24 protein-coding genes and 2 pseudogenes are annotated in these 21,180 nt (G+C 29.9%); all 26 read left to right on the top strand.

Features of this window, described 5'->3' with window-relative positions:
• The first annotated feature begins 101 nt into the window (after window positions 1–101).
• The 26 genes and pseudogenes from rpoB (at window position 102) to rplO (ending at window position 21,171) form a co-directional block, all read left to right on the top strand.
• Window positions 102–4,196 carry a DNA-directed RNA polymerase subunit beta gene (gene rpoB / locus JIC14_RS00145; RefSeq protein WP_201329787.1) on the top strand — a complete coding sequence of 1,365 codons (4,095 nt, stop codon included), beginning with the start codon at window positions 102–104 and terminating at the stop codon, window positions 4,194–4,196.
• A 74-nt stretch (window positions 4,197–4,270) separates the two neighbouring features.
• Window positions 4,271–8,398 (top strand): annotated as a pseudogene (rpoC, locus tag JIC14_RS00150) (DNA-directed RNA polymerase subunit beta'); the annotation flags it as partial.
• 194 nt (window positions 8,399–8,592) lie between these two features.
• Window positions 8,593–8,976: a 30S ribosomal protein S12 gene (rpsL, locus tag JIC14_RS00155; protein WP_201329944.1), complete on the top strand. Its 384-nt coding sequence runs from the start codon at window positions 8,593–8,595 to the stop codon at window positions 8,974–8,976.
• A gap of 63 nt (window positions 8,977–9,039) precedes the next feature.
• Complete coding sequence (gene rpsG / locus JIC14_RS00160) at window positions 9,040–9,510, top strand: 30S ribosomal protein S7 (protein ID WP_201329789.1); 471 nt, start codon at window positions 9,040–9,042, stop codon at window positions 9,508–9,510.
• A 97-nt stretch (window positions 9,511–9,607) separates the two neighbouring features.
• Window positions 9,608–11,710: an elongation factor G gene (fusA, locus tag JIC14_RS00165; RefSeq protein WP_201329790.1), complete on the top strand. Its 2,103-nt coding sequence runs from the start codon at window positions 9,608–9,610 to the stop codon at window positions 11,708–11,710.
• Window positions 11,711–11,750: 40 nt separating this feature from the next.
• Window positions 11,751–12,077 (top strand): 30S ribosomal protein S10, encoded by a 327-nt coding sequence (gene rpsJ, locus JIC14_RS00170; protein WP_236584501.1) that lies wholly within the window; start codon window positions 11,751–11,753, stop codon window positions 12,075–12,077.
• Window positions 12,078–12,237: 160 nt separating this feature from the next.
• Window positions 12,238–12,894, top strand: coding sequence for a 50S ribosomal protein L3 (rplC, locus tag JIC14_RS00175; RefSeq protein ID WP_201329791.1), 657 nt, complete (start codon window positions 12,238–12,240; stop codon window positions 12,892–12,894).
• A gap of 2 nt (window positions 12,895–12,896) precedes the next feature.
• A complete protein-coding gene (gene rplD, locus JIC14_RS00180) occupies window positions 12,897–13,517 on the top strand; it encodes a 50S ribosomal protein L4 (RefSeq protein ID WP_201329792.1) in 621 nt (206 codons plus the stop codon).
• A complete protein-coding gene (rplW, locus tag JIC14_RS00185; protein WP_201329793.1) occupies window positions 13,514–13,849 on the top strand; it encodes a 50S ribosomal protein L23 in 336 nt (111 codons plus the stop codon). The genes rplD and rplW overlap by 4 nt, the downstream gene beginning before the upstream one ends.
• Window positions 13,836–14,663 (top strand): 50S ribosomal protein L2, encoded by an 828-nt coding sequence (gene rplB, locus JIC14_RS00190; RefSeq protein WP_201329794.1) that lies wholly within the window; start codon window positions 13,836–13,838, stop codon window positions 14,661–14,663. Before rplW ends, rplB begins: the two co-directional genes overlap by 14 nt.
• Before the next feature lie 8 nt (window positions 14,664–14,671).
• Window positions 14,672–14,947: a 30S ribosomal protein S19 gene (gene rpsS / locus JIC14_RS00195; protein WP_201329795.1), complete on the top strand. Its 276-nt coding sequence runs from the start codon at window positions 14,672–14,674 to the stop codon at window positions 14,945–14,947.
• 11 nt (window positions 14,948–14,958) lie between these two features.
• Entirely contained in the window at window positions 14,959–15,291 is a 333-nt protein-coding gene (gene rplV, locus JIC14_RS00200) for a 50S ribosomal protein L22 (protein WP_201329796.1), read from the top strand.
• Window positions 15,292–15,302: 11 nt separating this feature from the next.
• Window positions 15,303–15,980: pseudogene (rpsC, locus tag JIC14_RS00205) on the top strand (30S ribosomal protein S3); the annotation flags it as partial.
• A gap of 83 nt (window positions 15,981–16,063) precedes the next feature.
• Window positions 16,064–16,480 (top strand): 50S ribosomal protein L16, encoded by a 417-nt coding sequence (gene rplP, locus JIC14_RS00210; protein WP_201329798.1) that lies wholly within the window; start codon window positions 16,064–16,066, stop codon window positions 16,478–16,480.
• A 27-nt stretch (window positions 16,481–16,507) separates the two neighbouring features.
• Window positions 16,508–16,699 carry a 50S ribosomal protein L29 gene (gene rpmC, locus JIC14_RS00215; protein ID WP_201329799.1) on the top strand — a complete coding sequence of 64 codons (192 nt, stop codon included), beginning with the start codon at window positions 16,508–16,510 and terminating at the stop codon, window positions 16,697–16,699.
• On the top strand, window positions 16,699–16,956 hold the full coding sequence (gene rpsQ / locus JIC14_RS00220) for a 30S ribosomal protein S17 (protein WP_201329800.1): 258 nt from the start codon (window positions 16,699–16,701) through the stop codon (window positions 16,954–16,956). Before rpmC ends, rpsQ begins: the two co-directional genes overlap by 1 nt.
• A 121-nt stretch (window positions 16,957–17,077) precedes the next feature.
• Window positions 17,078–17,446 (top strand): 50S ribosomal protein L14, encoded by a 369-nt coding sequence (rplN, locus tag JIC14_RS00225; RefSeq protein ID WP_201329801.1) that lies wholly within the window; start codon window positions 17,078–17,080, stop codon window positions 17,444–17,446.
• 21 nt (window positions 17,447–17,467) lie between these two features.
• On the top strand, window positions 17,468–17,797 hold the full coding sequence (gene rplX, locus JIC14_RS00230) for a 50S ribosomal protein L24 (RefSeq protein WP_201329802.1): 330 nt from the start codon (window positions 17,468–17,470) through the stop codon (window positions 17,795–17,797).
• A gap of 6 nt (window positions 17,798–17,803) precedes the next feature.
• A complete protein-coding gene (gene rplE, locus JIC14_RS00235) occupies window positions 17,804–18,343 on the top strand; it encodes a 50S ribosomal protein L5 (RefSeq protein ID WP_201329803.1) in 540 nt (179 codons plus the stop codon).
• A gap of 12 nt (window positions 18,344–18,355) precedes the next feature.
• The gene (gene rpsN, locus JIC14_RS00240; RefSeq protein WP_201329804.1) at window positions 18,356–18,661 is read left to right on the top strand and encodes a 30S ribosomal protein S14; all 306 of its coding nucleotides are present in this window, start codon (window positions 18,356–18,358) and stop codon (window positions 18,659–18,661) included.
• 16 nt (window positions 18,662–18,677) lie between these two features.
• A complete protein-coding gene (gene rpsH / locus JIC14_RS00245) occupies window positions 18,678–19,076 on the top strand; it encodes a 30S ribosomal protein S8 (RefSeq protein WP_201329805.1) in 399 nt (132 codons plus the stop codon).
• 11 nt (window positions 19,077–19,087) lie between these two features.
• On the top strand, window positions 19,088–19,621 hold the full coding sequence (gene rplF / locus JIC14_RS00250; RefSeq protein ID WP_201329806.1) for a 50S ribosomal protein L6: 534 nt from the start codon (window positions 19,088–19,090) through the stop codon (window positions 19,619–19,621).
• A gap of 24 nt (window positions 19,622–19,645) precedes the next feature.
• Window positions 19,646–20,008, top strand: coding sequence for a 50S ribosomal protein L18 (gene rplR, locus JIC14_RS00255; RefSeq protein WP_201329807.1), 363 nt, complete (start codon window positions 19,646–19,648; stop codon window positions 20,006–20,008).
• Between the two features lie 12 nt (window positions 20,009–20,020).
• Window positions 20,021–20,539, top strand: a complete 519-nt coding sequence (gene rpsE, locus JIC14_RS00260; RefSeq protein WP_201329808.1) for a 30S ribosomal protein S5 — start codon at window positions 20,021–20,023, stop codon at window positions 20,537–20,539.
• A gap of 2 nt (window positions 20,540–20,541) precedes the next feature.
• Window positions 20,542–20,721 (top strand): 50S ribosomal protein L30, encoded by a 180-nt coding sequence (gene rpmD, locus JIC14_RS00265; protein ID WP_201329809.1) that lies wholly within the window; start codon window positions 20,542–20,544, stop codon window positions 20,719–20,721.
• 18 nt (window positions 20,722–20,739) lie between these two features.
• The gene (gene rplO, locus JIC14_RS00270) at window positions 20,740–21,171 is read left to right on the top strand and encodes a 50S ribosomal protein L15 (RefSeq protein ID WP_201329810.1); all 432 of its coding nucleotides are present in this window, start codon (window positions 20,740–20,742) and stop codon (window positions 21,169–21,171) included.
• Window positions 21,172–21,180: the final 9 nt, after the last annotated feature.

Below are 21,180 nucleotides of genomic sequence, written 5' to 3' on the forward strand. Positions count from 1 at the left end.
ATAGGATATTTTTAAAATTTTAAGAAAATAAAATATTTATTAAAAATAATATTTTTATCTTAAATTTTTATTTTATCTTATTTTTACTTCACAGAGTGTTCATGCAGTATTCATTCACCGAGAAGAAGCGTATTCGTAAATCTTTTGCAAAACGTCCTGATGTTCATAGCGTCCCCTTTTTACTGATAACGCAATTAGAATCTTATTACAATTTTTTACAAGCAGATATTATACCATCTAATCGCAAAAATGAAGGTTTAGAGGCTGCGTTTAGATCCATATTTCCTATTCATACCAGTTTAGCTCGTTTAGAATTTTTTTCATATACATTAAGTTCACCATTATTTGATGTAAAAGAATGTAAAAAACGTGGTCTAACATTTGCTTCATCATTACGTGTTAGAATGCGTTTAGTAATTTTAGATAAAGAATCACCTAAACTTATTATTAAAGAAATAAAAGAACAAGAAGTTTACATGGGTGAACTTCCTTTAATGACTAAAACTGGGTCTTTTATTATTAATGGAACAGAACGTGTTGTTGTTTCTCAATTACATCGTTCACCCGGTGTATTTTTTGAGCATGATCGAGGAAAAACACATTCTTCAGGAAAATTATTATTTTCAGCGAGAATTATTCCTTATCGTGGGTCATGGTTAGATTTTGAATTTGATCCTAAAGATATTTTATTTTTTCGTATTGATCGCAGAAGAAAAATACCTATAACAGTTTTATTAAAAGCTATTGGTATGACATCTGAGCAAATTTTATTATATTTTTTTTCTTTTGATAATTTTACTTTACACGCTATTAGTGGTGCTAGTATGAATTTTGTGGCTGAACACCTTCGTGGCGAAGTAGTGCGTTTTAATATTACTGATAAAAACGGACAGATAATTGTTCCTAAAAATAAAAGAATAAATTATAAACATATACGTCAAATTGAAAGTTTTGATATAAAAAAAATTTTAGTTCCAGAAAATTATTTAGTTGGAAAGGTTTTAGCTAGAAATATTATTAATCACGAAAATAATGAAGTTATTGCCTCTGCTAATGATGAAATCACGGAAGAATTATTATATAATTTTCGTAAAAAAAATATCTTTAATATAGAAACGTTATATACTAATGACTTAGATCATGGTTCATATATTTCACAAACATTAGCTATTGATGATGTAAAAGATCAAATAACAGCTAAAACCTTTATTTATCGCACAATTCGTCCAGGAGAGCCGCCGACAGAAGATTCAGTTAATGCATTGTTTAATAATTTATTTTATGATGAAGATAGGTATGATTTATCTGTTGTTGGTCGTATGAAATTTAATCGCAGAATTGGATGTAAAAAATTATATGGAAAAATGACTCTATCTAATAGCGATATATTAAATGTTATTAAAATATTAGTAGAACTACGTAATGGGCGTGGAGAAATTGATGATATTGATCATTTAGGAAATCGTCGTGTACGTTGTGTTGGAGAATTAGTGGAAAATCAATTTCGATCTGGTTTATTAAAAGTAGAACGAGCAGTTAAAGAGCGATTAACTCAATCAGAAATTGAAAATTTAATGCCACATGATTTAATTAATTCTAAACCAATTGCATCTGTTATTCGTGAATTTTTTGGATCATCACAGTTATCTCAATTTATGGATCAAACTAATACTCTTTCAGAAATTACTCATAAGCGTCGTATATCAGCTTTAGGTCCTGGAGGATTAACTCGTGAACGCGCTGGTTTTGAGGTACGCGATGTGCACCCAACACATTATGGTCGCGTTTGTCCAATTGAAACACCAGAGGGACCAAATATTGGTTTAATTAATTCTCTTGCGTTATATGCACGTTTAAATAAATATGGTTTTCTTGAAACTCCTTATCGTAGAATTGAAAATAACAGGATTACTAATCATGTTGATTATCTTTCCGCAATTGAAGAAGGGGATTATGTCATTGCTCAAGCAAATACTTCCTTTGATAGTTATGGTTTATTAATTGATGAATTAGTATATGCTCGTGTAGCTAGTGAAACTATTTTAGTTTCTTCAGAAAGAGTACAATACGTAGATGTGGCGCCCGGGCAAATTGTTTCTGTTGCAGCCTCATTGATTCCATTTTTAGAACATGATGACGCAAATAGAGCATTAATGGGGGCCAATATGCAAAGACAAGCAGTTCCTTGTATAAAACCTCAAAAGGCATTAATTGGTACGGGAATTGAGCGTATTGTTGCAATTGATTCTGGTAACACTGTACAAGCATTACGAGGTGGAGTAGTTAATTATGTTGATTCTACGAGAATAGTGATTCGTGTCAATGATAATGAAACAAAAATTGGAGATGTTGGGGTTGATATTTATAATTTAACTAAGTATATACGATCTAATCAAAATACTAATATTAATCAACGACCTATTGTTAAAATAGGAGATTGCGTTAGTAAACATGATGTTATTGCTGATGGCACATCAACTGATTTAGGGGAATTGGCTTTAGGTCAAAATATGTTAGTTGCATTTATGCCATGGAACGGTTATAACTTTGAAGATTCAATTTTAATTTCCGAAAGAGTTGTTTCTAATGATTACTATACCTCAATTCATATTGAAGAACTTTCTGTAGTAGCTCGTGATACTAAATTAGGATTAGAAGAAATTACTAGAGATATTTCTAGTTTATCGGAAAGTCAATTATCATGTTTAGATAATTCTGGTATTATTTATATTGGATCAGAAGTTGTAACAGGAGATATATTAGTTGGAAAAGTTACACCAAAAGGTGAAACACAGCTTACACCAGAAGAAAAATTATTACGTGCAATTTTTGGTGAAAAAGCATCTGATGTAAAAGATACCTCTCTTAGAGTTCCAGCTGGAATTTTAGGTACTGTTATTGATATACAAATATTTACACATGAAGGAATTGTTCGTGATTCTCGTGCACAACAAATTATTAATGATGAATTACAAAATTATGATATTAATTTAAAGAATCAATTACGAATTGTTGAGAATGATATATTTCAACGTCTAGAAAAAGTATTGATCGGTAAAATTATTTATAAAACTATAGATACAGAAAAAGAAATTAAAATTACTAAATCATATTTAGATAACTTAGATAAATTTGATTGGTTTGATATTTATGTAGATGATGATACAAAATTTTTTTTAAAAAAAATTAAAAAATCAATTTTAGAAAGACGTAAAAAGTTTGATTTAGCGTTTAAGGAAAAAAAAAGAAAATTAATACAAGGCGACGAATTACCTCCTGGTGTTCAGAAAATGGTTAAAGTTTATTTGGCCGTAAAAAGACGCTTGCAACCTGGAGATAAAATGTCTGGTAGACATGGTAATAAAGGTGTAGTTTCACGTATATTACCGATTGAAGATATGCCTTATATGGCAGATGGAACTTCAGTTGATATTGTTTTAAATCCATTAGGTGTACCTTCTCGTATGAATATTGGTCAAATTTTAGAAGTTCATTTAGGTTGGGCATCCAGAGGATTAGGATTACGTTTAGATAAAATGTTAAAAGAAAAAGCTGATATTATTAAAATACGTAAATTTCTTGATAAAATTTATAATGAATCTGGAAAAAGAGAAGAATTAGATAGTTTAAATGATAAAGAAATTATGTCTTTAGTCGAAAACTTAAAGATCGGTGTACCATTTTCTACTCCAGTATTTGATGGGGCACATGAGTTAGAAATTCGACGCATGTTAGATTTAGCTTATCCCGATAAAATTTCTAAAAAATTAGGCATGACACCATCAAAAAATCAAATAATTATGTATGATGGGCGCACAGGAGAAGCTTTTGATCGCGCTGTAACTGTAGGTTATATGCATTACTTAAAATTAAATCATTTAGTTGATGATAAAATGCATGCTCGTTCAACAGGTCCATATTCTTTAGTCACTCAACAGCCTTTAGGTGGAAAAGCTCAATTTGGTGGTCAACGATTTGGTGAAATGGAAGTATGGGCATTAGAGGCATATGGTGCATCATATATATTACAGGAAATGCTAACAGTAAAATCAGATGATGTAAATGGACGAACTAAAATTTATGAAAATTTAGTTAAAGGAGATTATGCGATTAATGCTGGTATGCCAGAATCCTTTAATGTATTAGTAAAAGAAATTCGATCTTTAGGAATTGATATTGATCTTGAAAAAGATTAATTCATAACTTTTATTTTCAATATTTAATCTATATTTATAAAATTTAAATTTTTTACATTTATTGGAAATGATATATGAAGGCATTACTTGATTTATTTAAACAAATTCATCAAACTGAACAATTCAATGCGATAAAAATTAGTCTCGCGTCCCCAGAAAAAATTAGATCTTGGTCTTATGGTGAAGTTAAAAAACCAGAAACCATTAATTATCGTACATTTAAACCAGAACGAGATGGTTTATTTTGTTCTAAAATTTTTGGCCCTGTTAAAGATTATGAATGTTTATGTGGAAAATATAAAAGATTAAAATATCGTGGAGTTATTTGTGAAAAATGTGGTGTTGAGGTTACTTTATCTAAAGTTCGTCGTGAACGTATGGGGCATATTGAACTTGCATCTCCTACCGCTCATATTTGGTTTTTAAAATCATTACCATCTCGTTTAGGTATGGTGCTTGATATGACGTTACGCGATATTGAAAGAGTGTTATACTTTGAGGCTTATGTTGTAACAGATCCAGGTATTACTCCTCTAAAAAAAAGTCAAATTTTATCAGAGGAAAATTATTTTACTAAATATGAAGAGTATGGTAATAAATTTACAGCATTAATGGGAGCGGAGGGTATTCGCGATTTATTACGCTCAATAGATATTGATCATGATATAGAAATTTTAAGAAAAAATTTAAAGGAATTAAAATCTGAAGTTAAAATTCAAAAATATGCAAAACGATTAAAAGTATTAGAGGCATTTCAACGTTCTGGAATTAAACCAGAATGGATGATTATAGAGGTATTACCTGTACTTCCTCCAGAATTGAGACCATTGGTTCCTTTAGATGTTGGTCGTTTTGCAACTTCTGATTTAAATGATTTATATAGACGTTTTATTAATCGTAATAATCGTTTAAAGCGTTTAATAGAATTACGGGCACCAGAAATTATTACACGTAATGAAAAGAGAATGTTACAGGAAGCAACTGATGCTTTATTAGATAATGGTAGACGAGGTAAAATAATGACGGGAGCTAATAAACGCCCATTAAAATCTTTAGCTGAAATGATTAAAGGTAAAGGAGGACGTTTTCGTCAAAATTTATTAGGAAAACGTGTAGATTATTCTGGTCGCTCTGTAATTGTTGTAGGTCCTCAATTAAAGTTACATCAATGTGGTTTACCAAAATTAATGGCATTAGAATTATTTAAACCATTTATTTTTAATAAACTTGAATTATTGCAATTATCCAGCACTATAAAAGCGGCAAAAAAATTTGTTGAGTCACAAGAACCAATAGTTTGGGATATTTTAGAAGAAATAATTCATGAACATCCGATTATGTTAAATCGTGCACCAACATTACATCGTCTTGGTATTCAAGCATTTGAACCAGTATTAATTGAGGGAAAGGCAATTCAATTACATCCTTTAGTTTGCGCTGCTTTTAATGCTGATTTTGATGGTGATCAAATGGCGGTTCATGTACCATTATCTATTGAAGCGCAAATGGAAGCTCGTACATTAATGTTGGCATCAAATAATATTCTATTTCCATCAAATGGAGAGCCATCTATTGTGCCATCACAAGATATAGTATTAGGTTTATATTATGCAACACGCAAAAAAATTAATGGTAAAGGTGAAGGATTAATATTTTCGAATATTTTTGAAGTAATTCGTGCTTATGCCAATAATATAGTTGAATTATCTAGTCGAATTACCGTTCGTATTACCGAATATATAAAAAATGATATTAAAGATTCTATATTTAAAAAAATAACAAAACGTTATGAAACAACAGCGGGTCGTGCAATTTTATCTGAAATTCTTCCAAAAGGCCTATCATTTTCTTTATTAAATTGTACTTTAAAAAAAAAGAAAATTTCTAAATTAATTAATAATTCATTTAGAAAATGTGGGTTACAGGCCACAGTAATATTTGTTGATCAATTAATGCAATCAGGTTTTCATTTAGCGACACGCGCAGGAATTTCTATTTGTGTTGATGATATGTTAGTGCCCTCTCAAAAACCAGAAATTATTGCTTTTGCAGAAAAAGAAGTTAGACAAATAGAACAACAATATGCTTCAGGTTTAGTTACTTTTGGTGAGCGTTATAATAAGGTTATAGATATTTGGGGTAAAGCTGGAGATGATATTAGTAAGGCAATGATGGATAAATTAAAAATAGAAAATATAATGAATAAAGATGGCACATATAGCACTCAAGAATCATTTAATACAATTTATATGATGGCTGATTCTGGGGCACGTGGTTCCGCCGCTCAAATTCGTCAATTAGCCGGTATACGTGGTTTAATGGCAAAACCAGATGGTTCTATAATTGAAACCCCAATTACCGCTAATTTTAAAGATGGTTTGGATGTATTACAATACTTTATTTCAACACATGGTGCTCGTAAAGGTTTAGCTGATACCGCATTAAAAACTGCTAATTCAGGTTATTTAACAAGAAGATTAGTTGATGTTACACAAGATTTAGTAATAATTAAAGAAGATTGTGGTACTTCTAATGGTGTTTTTATGAAAGCATTAATTGAAGGAGGGGAGATAATTGAATCATTATGTGATCGTATTTTAGGAAGAGTAGCGTCTGATGATATAATTAATCCAGATACACAGATGATATTATATAAAAAAAATACCTTATTAGATGAAAATTGTGTTAGTGTAATTGAGAATCTTGGAATTGATGAGATAAAAATTCGTACACCATTAACATGTGATACACGATATGGATTATGCGCCAACTGCTACGGAAGAGATTTAGGAAGAGGAGTAATAGTTGATATTGGTGAAGCAATCGGGGTCATTGCCGCTCAATCAATTGGTGAACCTGGTACACAATTAACAATGCGTACTTTCCATATTGGAGGAGCAGTTTCACGCGCAATTATTGCTTCATCTATTGAAGCAAAATCAAATGGAATTATTCGTTTCACACCAACTATGCGTTACGTTATAAATAGTAAAAAAGAATCTATTGTAATTTCTCGTTCCGGGGAAATTATAATAGTTGATAATTATGAGCGTGAACGTGAGAGACATAAAGTACCATATGGAGCAACTCTTATTATTAAAAATAATATATTTGTTAACGCTGGTATGATTATAGCAAAATGGGATCCTTTAACTCGCCCTATTATTACTGAATATTCTGGGATAATAAAATTTGAAAATGTAATAGAAGGATCAACTGTTGCTAAACAAATAGATGAAATTACTGGTTTATCTACATTAGTAGTAATTGACGCAAAACGTCGTGGTTTAATTACGACAAAAATGTTACGCCCTCAAGTTAAATTATTAAATGAATACGGTAAAGAAATTAAAATTCCCGGAACAGAACATTCAGTAACAATTACATTCCAAGTTGGGGCTTTATTGACTGTTAAAAATAATCAAAAAGTTACTGTTGGAGAAGTTCTCGCAAGAATTCCTACTGAATCACAAAAAACTCGTGATATTACTGGTGGTTTACCTCGTGTTGCAGAATTATTTGAGGCTCGTTCACCAAAAGATTCCGGTATATTAGCGGAAGTAACTGGTACAGTTTCTTTTGGTAAAGAGACAAAAGGTAAGCAACGTCTGGAAATTACAGATATGGATGGAAAAAAACACGAGTTTATGATTTCTAAAGAAAAACAAATTCTTGTTCATGATGGGCAAGTAGTTAATAAGGGTGAAATGATTGTGGATGGACCTGCTAATCCTCAAGACATTCTTAGATTATTGGGTATTGAGGCACTATCTCGTTATATTGTTGATGAGGTTCAGGATGTATATCGATTACAAGGTGTTAAAATTAATGATAAACATATTGAGGTTATTGTAAGACAAATGTTACGTCGTGTACAAATAATTGACTCAGGAGACACTAATTATATTATTGGTGAACAAATTGAGCGCTCTGAATTGCTTGATGAAAACGATAGAGTATTATCTTTAAATAAAATTCCAGCAACATATGAAAATATATTATTAGGTATTACTAAGGCTTCATTATCAACTGATTCTTTTATTTCGGCTGCTTCTTTTCAAGAAACTACTCGTGTATTGACTGAGGCTGCTATAATGGGTAAGCGTGATAATTTACGTGGTTTAAAAGAGAATGTAATTGTAGGTCGTTTAATTCCAGCTGGAACTGGTTTAGAATTTAGGAAAGCTCATAAAAATAAAAATTTTTAATATATAAAATATAATTTTTTATATAAAATTTTGTATAAAAATGATGGTTTTTAAAATATTGACTAGCTTACATTTAATGTGTATAATTCCACGTACTAGCTTTTTCTTAATATATAAAATAATTTTATTATTTTATATATTTAATTTTAAAAAATTTAATTAAACTTTGTTGGATGAGTAAAAATAAAATGCCAACTATTAATCAATTAATTCGTAATCCGCGTATTTCTATGCGTACTAAAAGTAAGTCTCCTGCATTAGAAAATAGCCCACAAAAAAGAGGAGTGTGTACTCGTGTTTATACAACAACTCCTAAAAAACCTAATTCAGCACTTCGTAAGGTTGCTAAAGTTCGTTTAACTAATGGTTTTGAGGTAATTTCTTATATTGGAGGAGAGGGTCATAATTTACAAGAACATAGTGTTGTATTATTACGCGGTGGTCGTGTAAAAGATTTACCAGGTGTACGATATCACATGATTAGAGGAACATTGGACACGCAGGGTGTAAAAAATCGTAAACAAGCGCGCTCAAAATATGGCTCAACCCGTACTAATTCTTCTAAAAAATAAAATTTAATGAAATTATAATAATATAATAATTTAAAATTTAAAAAATATAAAAAAGGAATCAAGATGTCTCGTCGAAGAGAAATTACTAAAAGAGAGATTATGCCTGATCCAAAATTTAATAGTGTAGATGTAGCAAAATTTGTAAATGTTTTAATGTTATCAGGTAAAAAATCAGTTTCTGAGAGCATTATATATGGTGCATTTGATTATATTAAAGAAAAATCTGGTAAAGATCCATTAGAAGTATTTTTTTCAGCAGTTTCTAATTGTAAACCAGTTGTAGAAGTTAAATCTCGTCGAGTTGGTGGTGCTAATTATCAGGTTCCGGTTGAAGTTCGTCCTGTTCGTAGAATAGCATTATCAATGCGTTGGTTACGAGAGGCGGCTAATAAGCGTAATGAAAAATCAATGCAACAACGCTTAGGAAGTGAATTGATGGAGGCATCAGAAAATAAGGGTAGCGCCATAAAACGACGAGATGAAATTCATCGTATGGCTGAAGCTAATAAAGCATTTTCTCATTTTCGTTTTTAATATTTTAAAATTTATATAATATTTTTTAAAATATTTTTATTTTTATTATTTAAAATATATATCTTGTTTTATTGTACGAAATTTAGGATGAATTGTTATGGAACGTAAAACTCCAATTGATAGGTATCGTAATATCGGTATTTCCGCTCATATAGATGCGGGTAAAACAACCACTACCGAACGTATTTTGTTTTATACTGGCGTGAACCATAAAATTGGCGAGGTGCATGATGGTGCGGCTACTATGGACTGGATGGAGCAAGAACAAGAGCGCGGGATAACAATTACTTCAGCGGCAACTACATGTTTTTGGAAGGGGATGGCAAATAATTTTCCGGAACATCATATAAATATCATTGATACCCCAGGGCATGTTGATTTTACAATTGAAGTTGAGCGTTCAATGCGAGTATTAGATGGTGTATGTATGGTATATTGTGCTGTTGGAGGTGTACAACCGCAATCAGAAACTGTTTGGAGGCAAGCTAATAAATATAAAGTTCCTCGTTTAGCATTTGTAAATAAAATGGATCGTATTGGTGCTAATTTTTTTAAAGTTTATGAACAAATACGTGAGCGTTTAAAAGCCCATCCAGTTCCTGTACAAATACCAATTTATTCTGAAGAATCTTTTAATGGCGTAATTGATTTAGTGAAAATGAAAGCTATTTATTGGGATGAAAAAAGTAAAGGAGTTAAATTTAATTATAAAGATATTCCTGAATCCTTAAAAGAAGAAGCAAAAAAATGGCGCGAAAATATTCTAGAAGTAGTTTTTGAAGTATCTGAAAATTTAATGGATAAGTATTTAGAAGAAAATGATTTAAATGAATCCGAAATTAAAACAGCAATTCGAAAATTAACCATTTCTGGTAAAATAATTCCAATGATGTGCGGTACTGCCTTTAAGAACAAAGGTGTTCAAGCAATGTTAGATGGTATAGTTGATTATTTACCTTCTCCTGTTGATATACCACCTATAACAGGAACAAATGTAAATGATGAAATTGTATTTCGAAAAGCCAAAGATAAAGAAAAATTTTCTGCATTAGCATTTAAAATTTCAACAGATCCATTTGTTGGACAATTATGTTTTATTCGTTGTTATTCTGGAATATTAAATTCAGGCGATACAATATTAAATTCATTAAAGATAAAAAAAGAAAGAGTTGGTCGTATTGTTCAAATGCATGCCAATCAACGTGAGGAAATTAAAAAAATCTCATCAGGTGATATTGCTGCTATAGTTGGTTTAAAAAATACAACTACTGGTGATACACTTTGCGATGAAAAAGATATAATAATATTAGAACAAATGAATTTTCCTGAACCAGTTATTTCTCAAGCAATTGAACCAAAAACTAAGGCTGATCAAGAAAAAATGAGTATGGCATTAAATCGTTTAGCATCAGAAGATCCATCATTTCGTGTAAGAATTGATGAGGAATCCGGTCAAACAATTATTTCTGGTATGGGTGAATTGCATTTAGATATTATTGTTGACCGTATAAAACGTGAATTTGGGGTAGAAGCAACTGTTGGAAAACCTCAAGTAGCATATCGAGAAACAATTCGAAAAATATGTAAAGAAGTTGAAGGAAAATTTATTAAACAATCTGGTGGTAGAGGGCAATATGGTCATGTTTTTTTAAGAATTGAACCACAAATTCCTGGAAAAGGTTTTGAATTCATTGATGCTATAAAGAGCGGAGTTGTTCCTCGTGAATTTATCCCTGCTGTAGAAAAAGGAATACGAGAAGCATTAAATTCTGGTGTATTAGCCGGTTATCCAGTAGTTGATATAAAGGTAACTTTATTTTATGGTTCTTATCATGATGTTGATTCAAATGAAAATGCATTTCGAATTGCGGGATCTATAGCGTTTAAAGATGGTTGCCGTAAATCTAATCCTACTATTCTTGAGCCAATAATGGCGGTAGAGGTTGAAACTCCAGAAGATTATGCTGGAACAGTAATAGGAGATCTAGCTTCTCGAAGAGGAATGATACAAGGAATGGATGAAATTTCAGGGGGTGGCGGAAAGATAATAAAAGCAGAGGTACCATTATCTAAAATGTTTGGTTACTCTACATCTTTACGGTCAATTACTCAAGGAAGAGCTACTTACACAATGGAATTTAAGTATTATTCAGAAATACCAAAAAATTTAATTGATACAATGATTAATAACAAAATTTAAATGTTTTATTTTTATAACGGTTCGTCTTTTAAGGAAAAGCATGTCAATTATAAATCAAAAAATACGTATTCGTTTAAAGGCGTTTGATTACCGTTTAATTGATAAATCAACATTAGAAATCGTTGAAACAGCTAGACGATCAGGTGCAGTAGTTCGTGGACCCATTCCTTTACCTACCCGTATTCAACGTTTTGATGTATTACGTTCACCGCATGTTAATAAAACGGCACGTGATCAATTTGAAATGCGTACTCATCGAAGATTAATGGATATTGTAAATCCAACAGATAAAACTGTAGATGCATTAATTAAATTAGATTTACCCGCTGGCGTAGATGTAGAAATTAAATTATATTCGATGAATTAGATTAAAAAATTATTTATTGATTATAAATTTTAAATTTTTAAAAGTTGCGTTAATTTTATTATTAAGTTAAAATTAGGCGCTAAATTTTAAAAATTTAAAAAAAATTTATATAAAGTTTAGAAAAATTTATAAAAATTGATGTGAATATGGAGATTAAAATATGAGCCAGGGTCTATTAGGTCGTAAGGTGGGGATGACACGTATTTTTACGGAAAATGGTGAGTCTGTTCCTATAACTGTTTTAGATGTATCTAAAAATTATATTATTCAAATTAAAAAGTCTAAAATAGATGGTTATAACGCTATTCAAGTTTCATATGGTCAACTTCGTCCATCTAAAATAAATAAAGCTATAGCCGGTCATTATGCTAAAGCTAATGTTTTAGCCGGTTCTTTTTTAAAAGAATTTTTAATTGATTCTAGAAAAATTTCTAAAATAAAAATTGGTGATTCAGTTTCTATTAATTTATTTGATGTAGGTCAAAAAGTGGATGTTCGTGGTATTTCGATAGGTAAAGGTTATTCTGGTGTTATTAAACGTTATGGATTTTCTTCTGGTCGCGCATCAAGAGGAAATTCTTGTGCTCATAATGTCCCTGGTTCAATCGGAATGTCACAGGATCCTGGTCGTGTTTTTCCTGGAAAACGTATGTCCGGTCATTTAGGTAATGTTTTTAAAACTATTCAAAATCTTAAAATTATAAAAATTGATTATGAGCGTCAACTTTTATTTATTAAAGGTTCTGTTCCTGGCGCAAAAAATGGAAAAATAGTTGTAACACATGCAATTAAAACTAAAGTTAATAAAGGCGTATAGTTATGGAGCTAAAGTTTTTAAATGCACAAGGTCAAATTTTTTCAAATATTGAAGTAAAAGATAGTATTTTTAATAGCATTTACAATCAAGCATTAATTCATCAAATTATAGTTTCATATCGCGCAAATATGCGTAGTGGAAATAGAAAACAAAAAGATAGAAAAGAAGTACATCATACAACAAAAAAACCGTGGCGCCAAAAAGGAACAGGCCGTGCTCGCGCCGGAATGTCGTCTTCTCCATTATGGAGGGGAGGCGGACGTTGTTTTCCAAATCTTCCTAATGAAAATTTTTCACATAAAATTAATAAAAAAATGTATAGAATCGCTCTTTGTTCTATATTATCTCAATTAGTTAGAGAAAATCGTTTATTAATTATTGAAAGTTTTTCGATAGATTCACCGAAAACAAAATTATTAGTCAATAAATTAATAAATATGGGTTTAAATTCAGTTTTAATTATTGTTAATGAATTTAATAAAAATTTGTTACTTTCTTCTAGAAATTTATCAAATGTATTACTTATTGAACCGCGATATATTAATCCTATATCACTTATATTTTATAAAAAAGTTTTAATTACTAGAAATGCATTAGAAAAAGTTGAGAGATTATTAATATGAGCATTAATATTAAATATAATAAAGAACGCTTGATGAAGATATTATTATTTCCAATTATTTCCGAGAAAGCGACTTTTGTTTACAAAAAAAATAAACAAATTATTTTTTGTGTAATGCGAGACGCTACTAAATTAGAAATTAAGGCTGCTATTGAACTTTTTTTTAAGGTAAAAATTAAAGCCGTTCAAGTAGTAAATCGTTTAGGAAAACAAAAACGCTCCGGTAAAAATATAGGACGTCGCAAACATATGCGACATGCTTTTATATGTTTATATCCAGATCAAGAAATAGATTTTATAAAAAAAGGAGAAATAATCAATGACTCTTATTAGAGTTAAACCCACTTCTCCTGGTCGTCGAGGCATGGTTAAGGTTATTAATAAAAATTTGTATAAAGGTCGACCGTTTCGAGCGTTAATTGAAAAAAAATCAAAAAATTCCGGTCGTAATAATTATGGTCGTATTACTACTCGTCATATTGGAGGAGGGCATAAACAAAATTATCGTATAATTGATTTTAAAAGGAAAAAAGATAATGTTTTAGCTAAAGTTGAACGCATTGAATATGATCCTAATCGTAGCGCAAATATAGCACTTTTATGTTATATTGATGGTGATCGTCGTTATATTCTTGCTACAAAAAATATGACTATAGGTGATTATATAATTAATGGTTCTAATGCTCCTATAAAATCCGGTAATTGTTTACCAATTAGAAACATTCCAATTGGTACCGTAATTAATTGTATAGAAATTTTACCTGGAAAAGGCGCTCAAATAGCTCGTTCTGCTGGTTCCGGTGCCACTTTAGTATCTCGTGAGAGTGTATACTCTCAAATACGTTTACGCTCTGGTGAAGTAAGGCATATACATATTGAATGCCGAGCTACTATAGGTGAAATAGGAAATATAGAGCATAATTTACGTAAAATTGGTAAAGCTGGTGCAATGCGTTGGCGTGGTATACGTCCTACTGTTCGAGGAGTAGCTATGAATCCAGTAGATCATCCTCATGGAGGTGGAGAAGGAAAAACTTCCGCTGGTCGTCATCCCGTTTCTCCCTGGGGGGTGCAAACTAAAGGAAAAAAAACTCGTAATAACAAGCGTACAGATTCTATGATAGTTTCTTATCGCAAAAATAAATAAGGATTAAAATGGCACGTTCATTAAAAAAAGGTCCTTTTTGTGATGTACATTTAATAAAAAAAGTTGAAAAAGCACAAAATACAAAAGATAAAAAGCCAATTAAAACTTGGTCTCGTCGCTCAACAATTATGCCTGATTTTATTGGTTTAACTATTTCTGTTCATAATGGAAAAGAACATATACCTGTATATATATCTGAAAATATGGTTGGTCATAAACTCGGTGAATTTGCATTGACACGTACATTTAAAGGTCATTCTGGTGATAAAAAGGTTAAGAAATAAAAGGTTGATTAATGGAAACTAAAGCTATTTTACGTAATACACATCTTTCTACACAAAAAAGTCGTTTAGTTGCTGATTTAATTCGAGGTAAAAGTGTTGAAAAAGCTATTAATATTTTAGCATTTAATCCTAAAAAATGCGCAATTATTATTAAAAAAGTATTAGAATCTGCAATTGCGAATGCTGAACATAATAATGGAGAGGATATAGATAACTTGAAAGTAAAGGCTATTTATATTGAAAAAGCTTCTATTGTTAAGCGTTTTTTTGCTCGCGCTAAAGGTAGAGGTAATCATATTTCAAAACAATTTTGTCATATTTATGTAATTGTAAGTAGTAATTAAGGAGTCATAAAATGGGGCAAAAAATTCATCCAGTTGGATTTCGTCTTTCGTTTAATTTGGATTGGAAAGCACGTTGGTATGCTGATAAAAATAATTTTTCTATTATGCTTAATCAAGATTTAAGAGTTCGCGCATATCTTAGAGAAAGATTAAAAAACGCATCAATTAGTCGTGTTGTAATTGAGCGCCCAGCTAAAAATGCTCGTATTACTATTTATAGCTCACGACCAGGTGTTATTATTGGCAAGAAAGGCGAAGATATTGAGTTTTTAAGGTCTGTTTTAACTAAAATTATGAATGTACCTGTTCATATTAATATTGAAGAAATTACTAGACCAGAATCAGATGCTAAACTTATTTCTGATTCAATTGCACAACAATTAGAAAAACGTATTGTATTTCGCAGGGTAATGAAACGTGTAATACAAAATTCAGCTCGATTAAGTTTAAAGGGAATAAAGATAATGATTTCTGGGCGTTTAAATGGTGTTGAAATTGCTAGAAAAGAATGGTATAAAGAAGGTAGAATACCTTTGCATACTTTACGCGCAGATATTGACTATAGTTTTAGTGAGGCTCATACAACCTATGGGATTATTGGTATAAAAGTTTGGATTTATAAGGGTGAAAAAAGTCCTATTATAAATTCTTTAAAAATAAAAACTGTAAATCATGATAAAAAACGCCGTCCTCAATATCGGGGTAATAAAAATATAGATTTTCATTCGAAAAATACTCATTCTAAGTTACAATAAAAGGTTGGAGAAAAAGCATGTTACAACCAGCTCGTAGAAAATATCGTAAAGAACAAAAGGGACGTAATACTGGTATTTCACATTTTCGTGGCACTTCTGTTTCATTTGGTAAATTTGGATTAAAAGCGATTGTTCGTGGTCGAATTACAGCTCAACAAATTGAATCAGCTAGGAGAGCAATGACTCGTCATATTAAACGAGGGGGGCGAGTTTGGATTAGAATTTTTCCAGATAAACCAATTTCCAATAAACCAGCAGAAGTTAGAATGGGGAATGGTAAAGGTAATCCAGAGTATTATGTTACAGAAATACAACCAGGAAAAGTTCTTTATGAGATGGATGGAGTAAGTGAAGAATTAGCAAGAGAGGCGTTTCGTTTAGCCTCCGCTAAACTTCCACTTTTAACTATTTTTGTTATAAGACAAGTTGGATAATAATTATAAAAAATAAAAAATGATAAAATGAAAATATCTGAATTATTTAAAAAAAATAAAAAAGACTTAAATAAAGAGTTAATTGAATTATTAAAAATACAATTTAGTTTACGTATACAAATAAAAAATCAAAAATTACATAATATTTCTCAAATAAAAAAAATACGTCGTAATATTGCTCGCATAAAAACTATTTTAAATATTAGGAATACTTATTAATGAATACTCCAATAAAAAAAAAATTAAAAAGATCTTTAATTGGTAAAGTTATATCTGATAAAATGAATAATACTGTAACTGTACTTATAGAACGTCGTGTTAAACATCCTTTATATGGGAAAATTATTACAAGAATTAGTAAATATCATGTACATAATAAAAATAATTTCGCTAAACTCGGAGATTTTGTTGAAATTAAAGAAGGGAGACCGATTTCAAAAACAAAATCTTGGAATATAAAAAATATATTAACTTAATTATAAAAAAATTTTTTATTTTAATTTTTATAAATTCTTAAATTTTTTAAAAAATTATAATTTTTAATTTTTTAAAAATATTTTTATATAATTATTTTTTAAAATTCTGAAAACTAAAAATATGATTCAAACAGAAAGTCGACTTGAAATTGCTGATAATACCGGTGCTCGTGAAGTTTTATGTATTAAAGTTTTAGGGGGGTCTAAACGTCGCTATGCTTCTATTGGGGATATAATTAAAGTAACTATAAAAAATGCTATTCCTAGGGGGCGAGTAAAAAAAGGTGAAATTTATAATGCAATTGTAGTTCGTACAAAAAAGGGTGTTCGTCGTCAAGATGGTTCTTTAATAAAATTTGATAAAAATGCTGCTGTTTTATTAAATTCAAAATTTGAACCTATAGGTACTCGTATATTTGGTCCAGTTACAAGAGAATTACGAACAGAACGATTTATGAAAATTATTTCTCTTGCTCCTGAAGTTTTATAAATTTTTAGAAAAATAAAAAAAATGAAAAAAATTCGTATAAATGATGAGGTAGTTATTTTAACTGGAAAAGAAAAAAAAAAGAGAGGTATTGTTAAAAAAATTATTAATATGAATTATGTTATTGTGGATAAGATTAATATTTTTAAAAAAACAATTAAACCAAATCCATCATTAAATAAAGTAGGTAGTATTATTAAAAAAATAATGCCAATTCATATATCAAATATTGCTTTATTTAATCCTAAATCAGGAAAAGCAGATCGAGTAATTTTTAAGAATATAAATGGAAAAAAAATAAGAGTTTTTAAATCTAATAACGAAATTGTTAATAGTAAAATTATTAAAATTTAAAAGAATATGATTCGCCTCCAAGAGTTTTATAAAAAAAATATTATTCCTTATTTAATAAATAAGTATTCTTATTCTTCTGAAATGCAAGTACCTCGTATTTTAAAAATTACCTTAAATATGGGTCTTTCAGAGGCTGTTTCTAATAAAAAGGTTATTGAGAATGCTGTTTCTGATTTAACTAAAATTTCAGGACAAAAACCAATTGTCACTAAAGCGCGTAAATCAATATCTGCTTTTAAAATTCGAGAAAATTATTCAATTGGTTGTATGGTAACCTTAAGAAGAACGAGAATGTATGAATTTTTAGATCGTTTAATTACTATTGCGTTACCTCGTGTTCGTGATTTTCGTGGTATATCTGGAAAAATTTTTGATGGGAGGGGAAATTGCAATATTGGTATAAAAGAACAAATTATTTTTCCAGAAATTGAATATGATAAAATTGATATGTTAAGAGGTATGAATATTAACATTTCTACAACCTCAAAAACTGATAAAGAAGCAAAATCACTTCTTTCTGCATTTAAATTTCCATTTAGAAATTAAGAGATCAAAATTATGGCAAAACTATCATTAGTAAATCGCGAGCTTAAACGTAAATTTTTAGTTAAAAAATATGCTAATAAAAGAATTGAATTAAAGAAAATTATTAGAGATCAATCAAAATCAGAAGAAGAACGTTATAAAGCACGTTTAGTACTACAATCTCTTCCAAGAAATTCTAATCCTACTCGTCAACGTAATCGTTGTTCTTTAACGGGTCGTCCTAGAGGGAATTTTCGTAAATTTAATTTGAGTCGTATAAAATTAAGAGAAATTGCTATGCAAGGCGATATCCCTGGAATAACTAGAGCTAGTTGGTAATAATAAGGAGAAAATAATGAGCATGAGCGATCCTATTGCTGATATGTTGACTTATATTCGTAATGGACAAATTGTAAATAAAAGAAAAATAATAATGCCATCATCTAAAATAAAAATAGAAATTGCTAAAGTTCTTAAAAATGAAGGGTATATTAAGGATTTTTTTATAATCAAATGCCTTAAAAATAAATTTGAATTAAAAATATTATTGAAATATTATATGAATCGTCCTGTTATTGAATGTTTAAAGCGCATTTCTCGCCCAGGGTTACGTATTTATAAAAATAAAAATAATATTCCTAAAATAATGAATGGTTTAGGTTTAGTTATTATATCAACTTCATCAGGTATTATAACTGATCGTAAGGCTAGAGCGATGGGCATTGGCGGTGAAATTATTTGTTATGTTTCTTAAGGAATAATAAAATGTCTCGTATAGGTAAGATGCCTATTTTTATACCTTCTACCGTAGAAGTTATACTAAATCCTAATAAAATCATATTAAAGGGACCATTAGGTATATTGAAGCAAAATCAAAATAACTTAGTAAAAATTAAAAACAATTCTAATGTTCTTTATTTTACCGCAATTAATAATAGTCGTATAGCAAATTCAATGTCTGGTACAATGCGATCTATAATTAATAATATGGTTATTGGAATAACAAAAGGTTTTAAAAAGAAGCTCCAATTAATTGGAGTGGGTTTTCGAGCAAAAATTGAAAAAAATTATCTAAATTTAATTCTCGGTTTTTCTCATCCTATTTTATATAAAATACCATTTGATATTATTTGTGAAACACCCAGTCAAACAGAAATTTTAATAAAAGGAAGTAATCGACAGGCTGTTGGACAGGTAGCTTCAGAAATACGCGGATATTATAAACCTGAACCTTATAAAGGTAAGGGCGTTCGTTATTTAAATGAAATAGTTATTCTTAAGGAAACTAAGAAAAAATAATATAATAATTATAAGTTATTTCTAATGAATAAAATAAAATCACGTTTACGGCGTGCCAGAAAAGTAAGAATAAAAATTTCTGAATTAGAAATTAATCGTCTTATGGTGCATCGCACTAATTTACATATATATGCTAATATTATAAGCCCGAATGCAGAGATTTTAATTTCAGCTTCTACATTAGAAAAAGAAGTTCGTTTGAAATTAAATACCCAATCTGGTAAAGGAGGTAATATTTCTGCTGCCTCTATAATAGGTCGACGTATTGCTGAAAAAGCATTAAAAATAGGAATTACACAAGTTGCATTTGATCGTTCTGGTTTTCGTTATCATGGTCGCATTAAAGCTTTAGCAAATGCCGCTAGAAAAATCGGATTAAAGTTTTAAAGAGGAATTAGTATGGTAAAAATACAATCAAGAATTCAAAATGAAAAGCCGGATGATGGAATACGAGAAAAAATGATTGCAGTTAATCGTGTTACAAAAGTTGTAAAGGGTGGTCGTATTATGAGTTTTTCGGCATTAGTGGTAGTTGGAGATGGTCATGGACGAGTTGGTATGGGAAAAGGTAAATCAAAAGAAGTTCCTTCTGCTGTCCAAAAAGCTGTTAATAAAGCTCGTAGAAATATGATTAAAGTAATATTAAAAAATAATACATTACAATACACGGTATTAGGTAAACATGGAGCATCATTAGTACTAATAACTCCAGCTAAAGAAGGAACAGGAATAATTGCAGGAGGTGCGGTTCGAGCTATTTTTGATGTTATGGGAGTTCATAATGTTGTCGCAAAATCTCATGGATCAACTAATGCATATAATATGGTTCGCGCCACATTAAATGGTTTATTAAAAATAAATACACCTTTTGAAATCGCAAAAAAGCGCAATAAATCCATTAAAGAAATTTTGAATTAACAATGAAAAAAATACTAAAAATACAACTTATTAAAAGTTTAATTGGAAAAAAAAATACACATCGCGCAATTATTCGTGGGCTTGGTTTAAAAAGAATTAATTCTGTGCGTGTATTAAATGACACCTCCTCAATTCGCGGTATGATAAATAAAGTATCATATCTTGTGAAAATACTTTCATAATATATTATAATTAAAAATATGAGATTGAATAATATTCAACCAAATAAAGGCGCTAAACATTATAAAAAGCGTTTAGGACGTGGTATTGGATCTGGGTTTGGTAAAACTGCTGGACGAGGACATAAAGGGCAAAAATCTCGATCAGGAGGATTCCATAAAATTTGCTTTGAGGGAGGTCAAATGCCATTATATCGGCGCTTACCTAAACGTGGATTTAAATCAATAAAACGTTTTTATACAGCAGAAATTAGGTTATCTGATTTAGAAAACTTAAATATTTCTGAAATTGATATTTTTACCTTAAAAAATGCTAATATTATTTCTAAATTTGTTCGAGTAGTTCGTGTAATCTTATCTGGTAATTTAAATAAAAAAATAATACTAAAAGGATTAAAGGTTACCAAAGGTGCCAAAATTGCTATTGAAAAAATAGGTGGCTCTATTATGTAAAATTTATTT

It is taken from the genome of Candidatus Profftella armatura (Diaphorina cf. continua) (assembly GCF_016593155.1).
GTDB classification, from domain to species: Bacteria; Pseudomonadota; Gammaproteobacteria; order Burkholderiales; family Burkholderiaceae; genus Profftella; species Profftella armatura_A.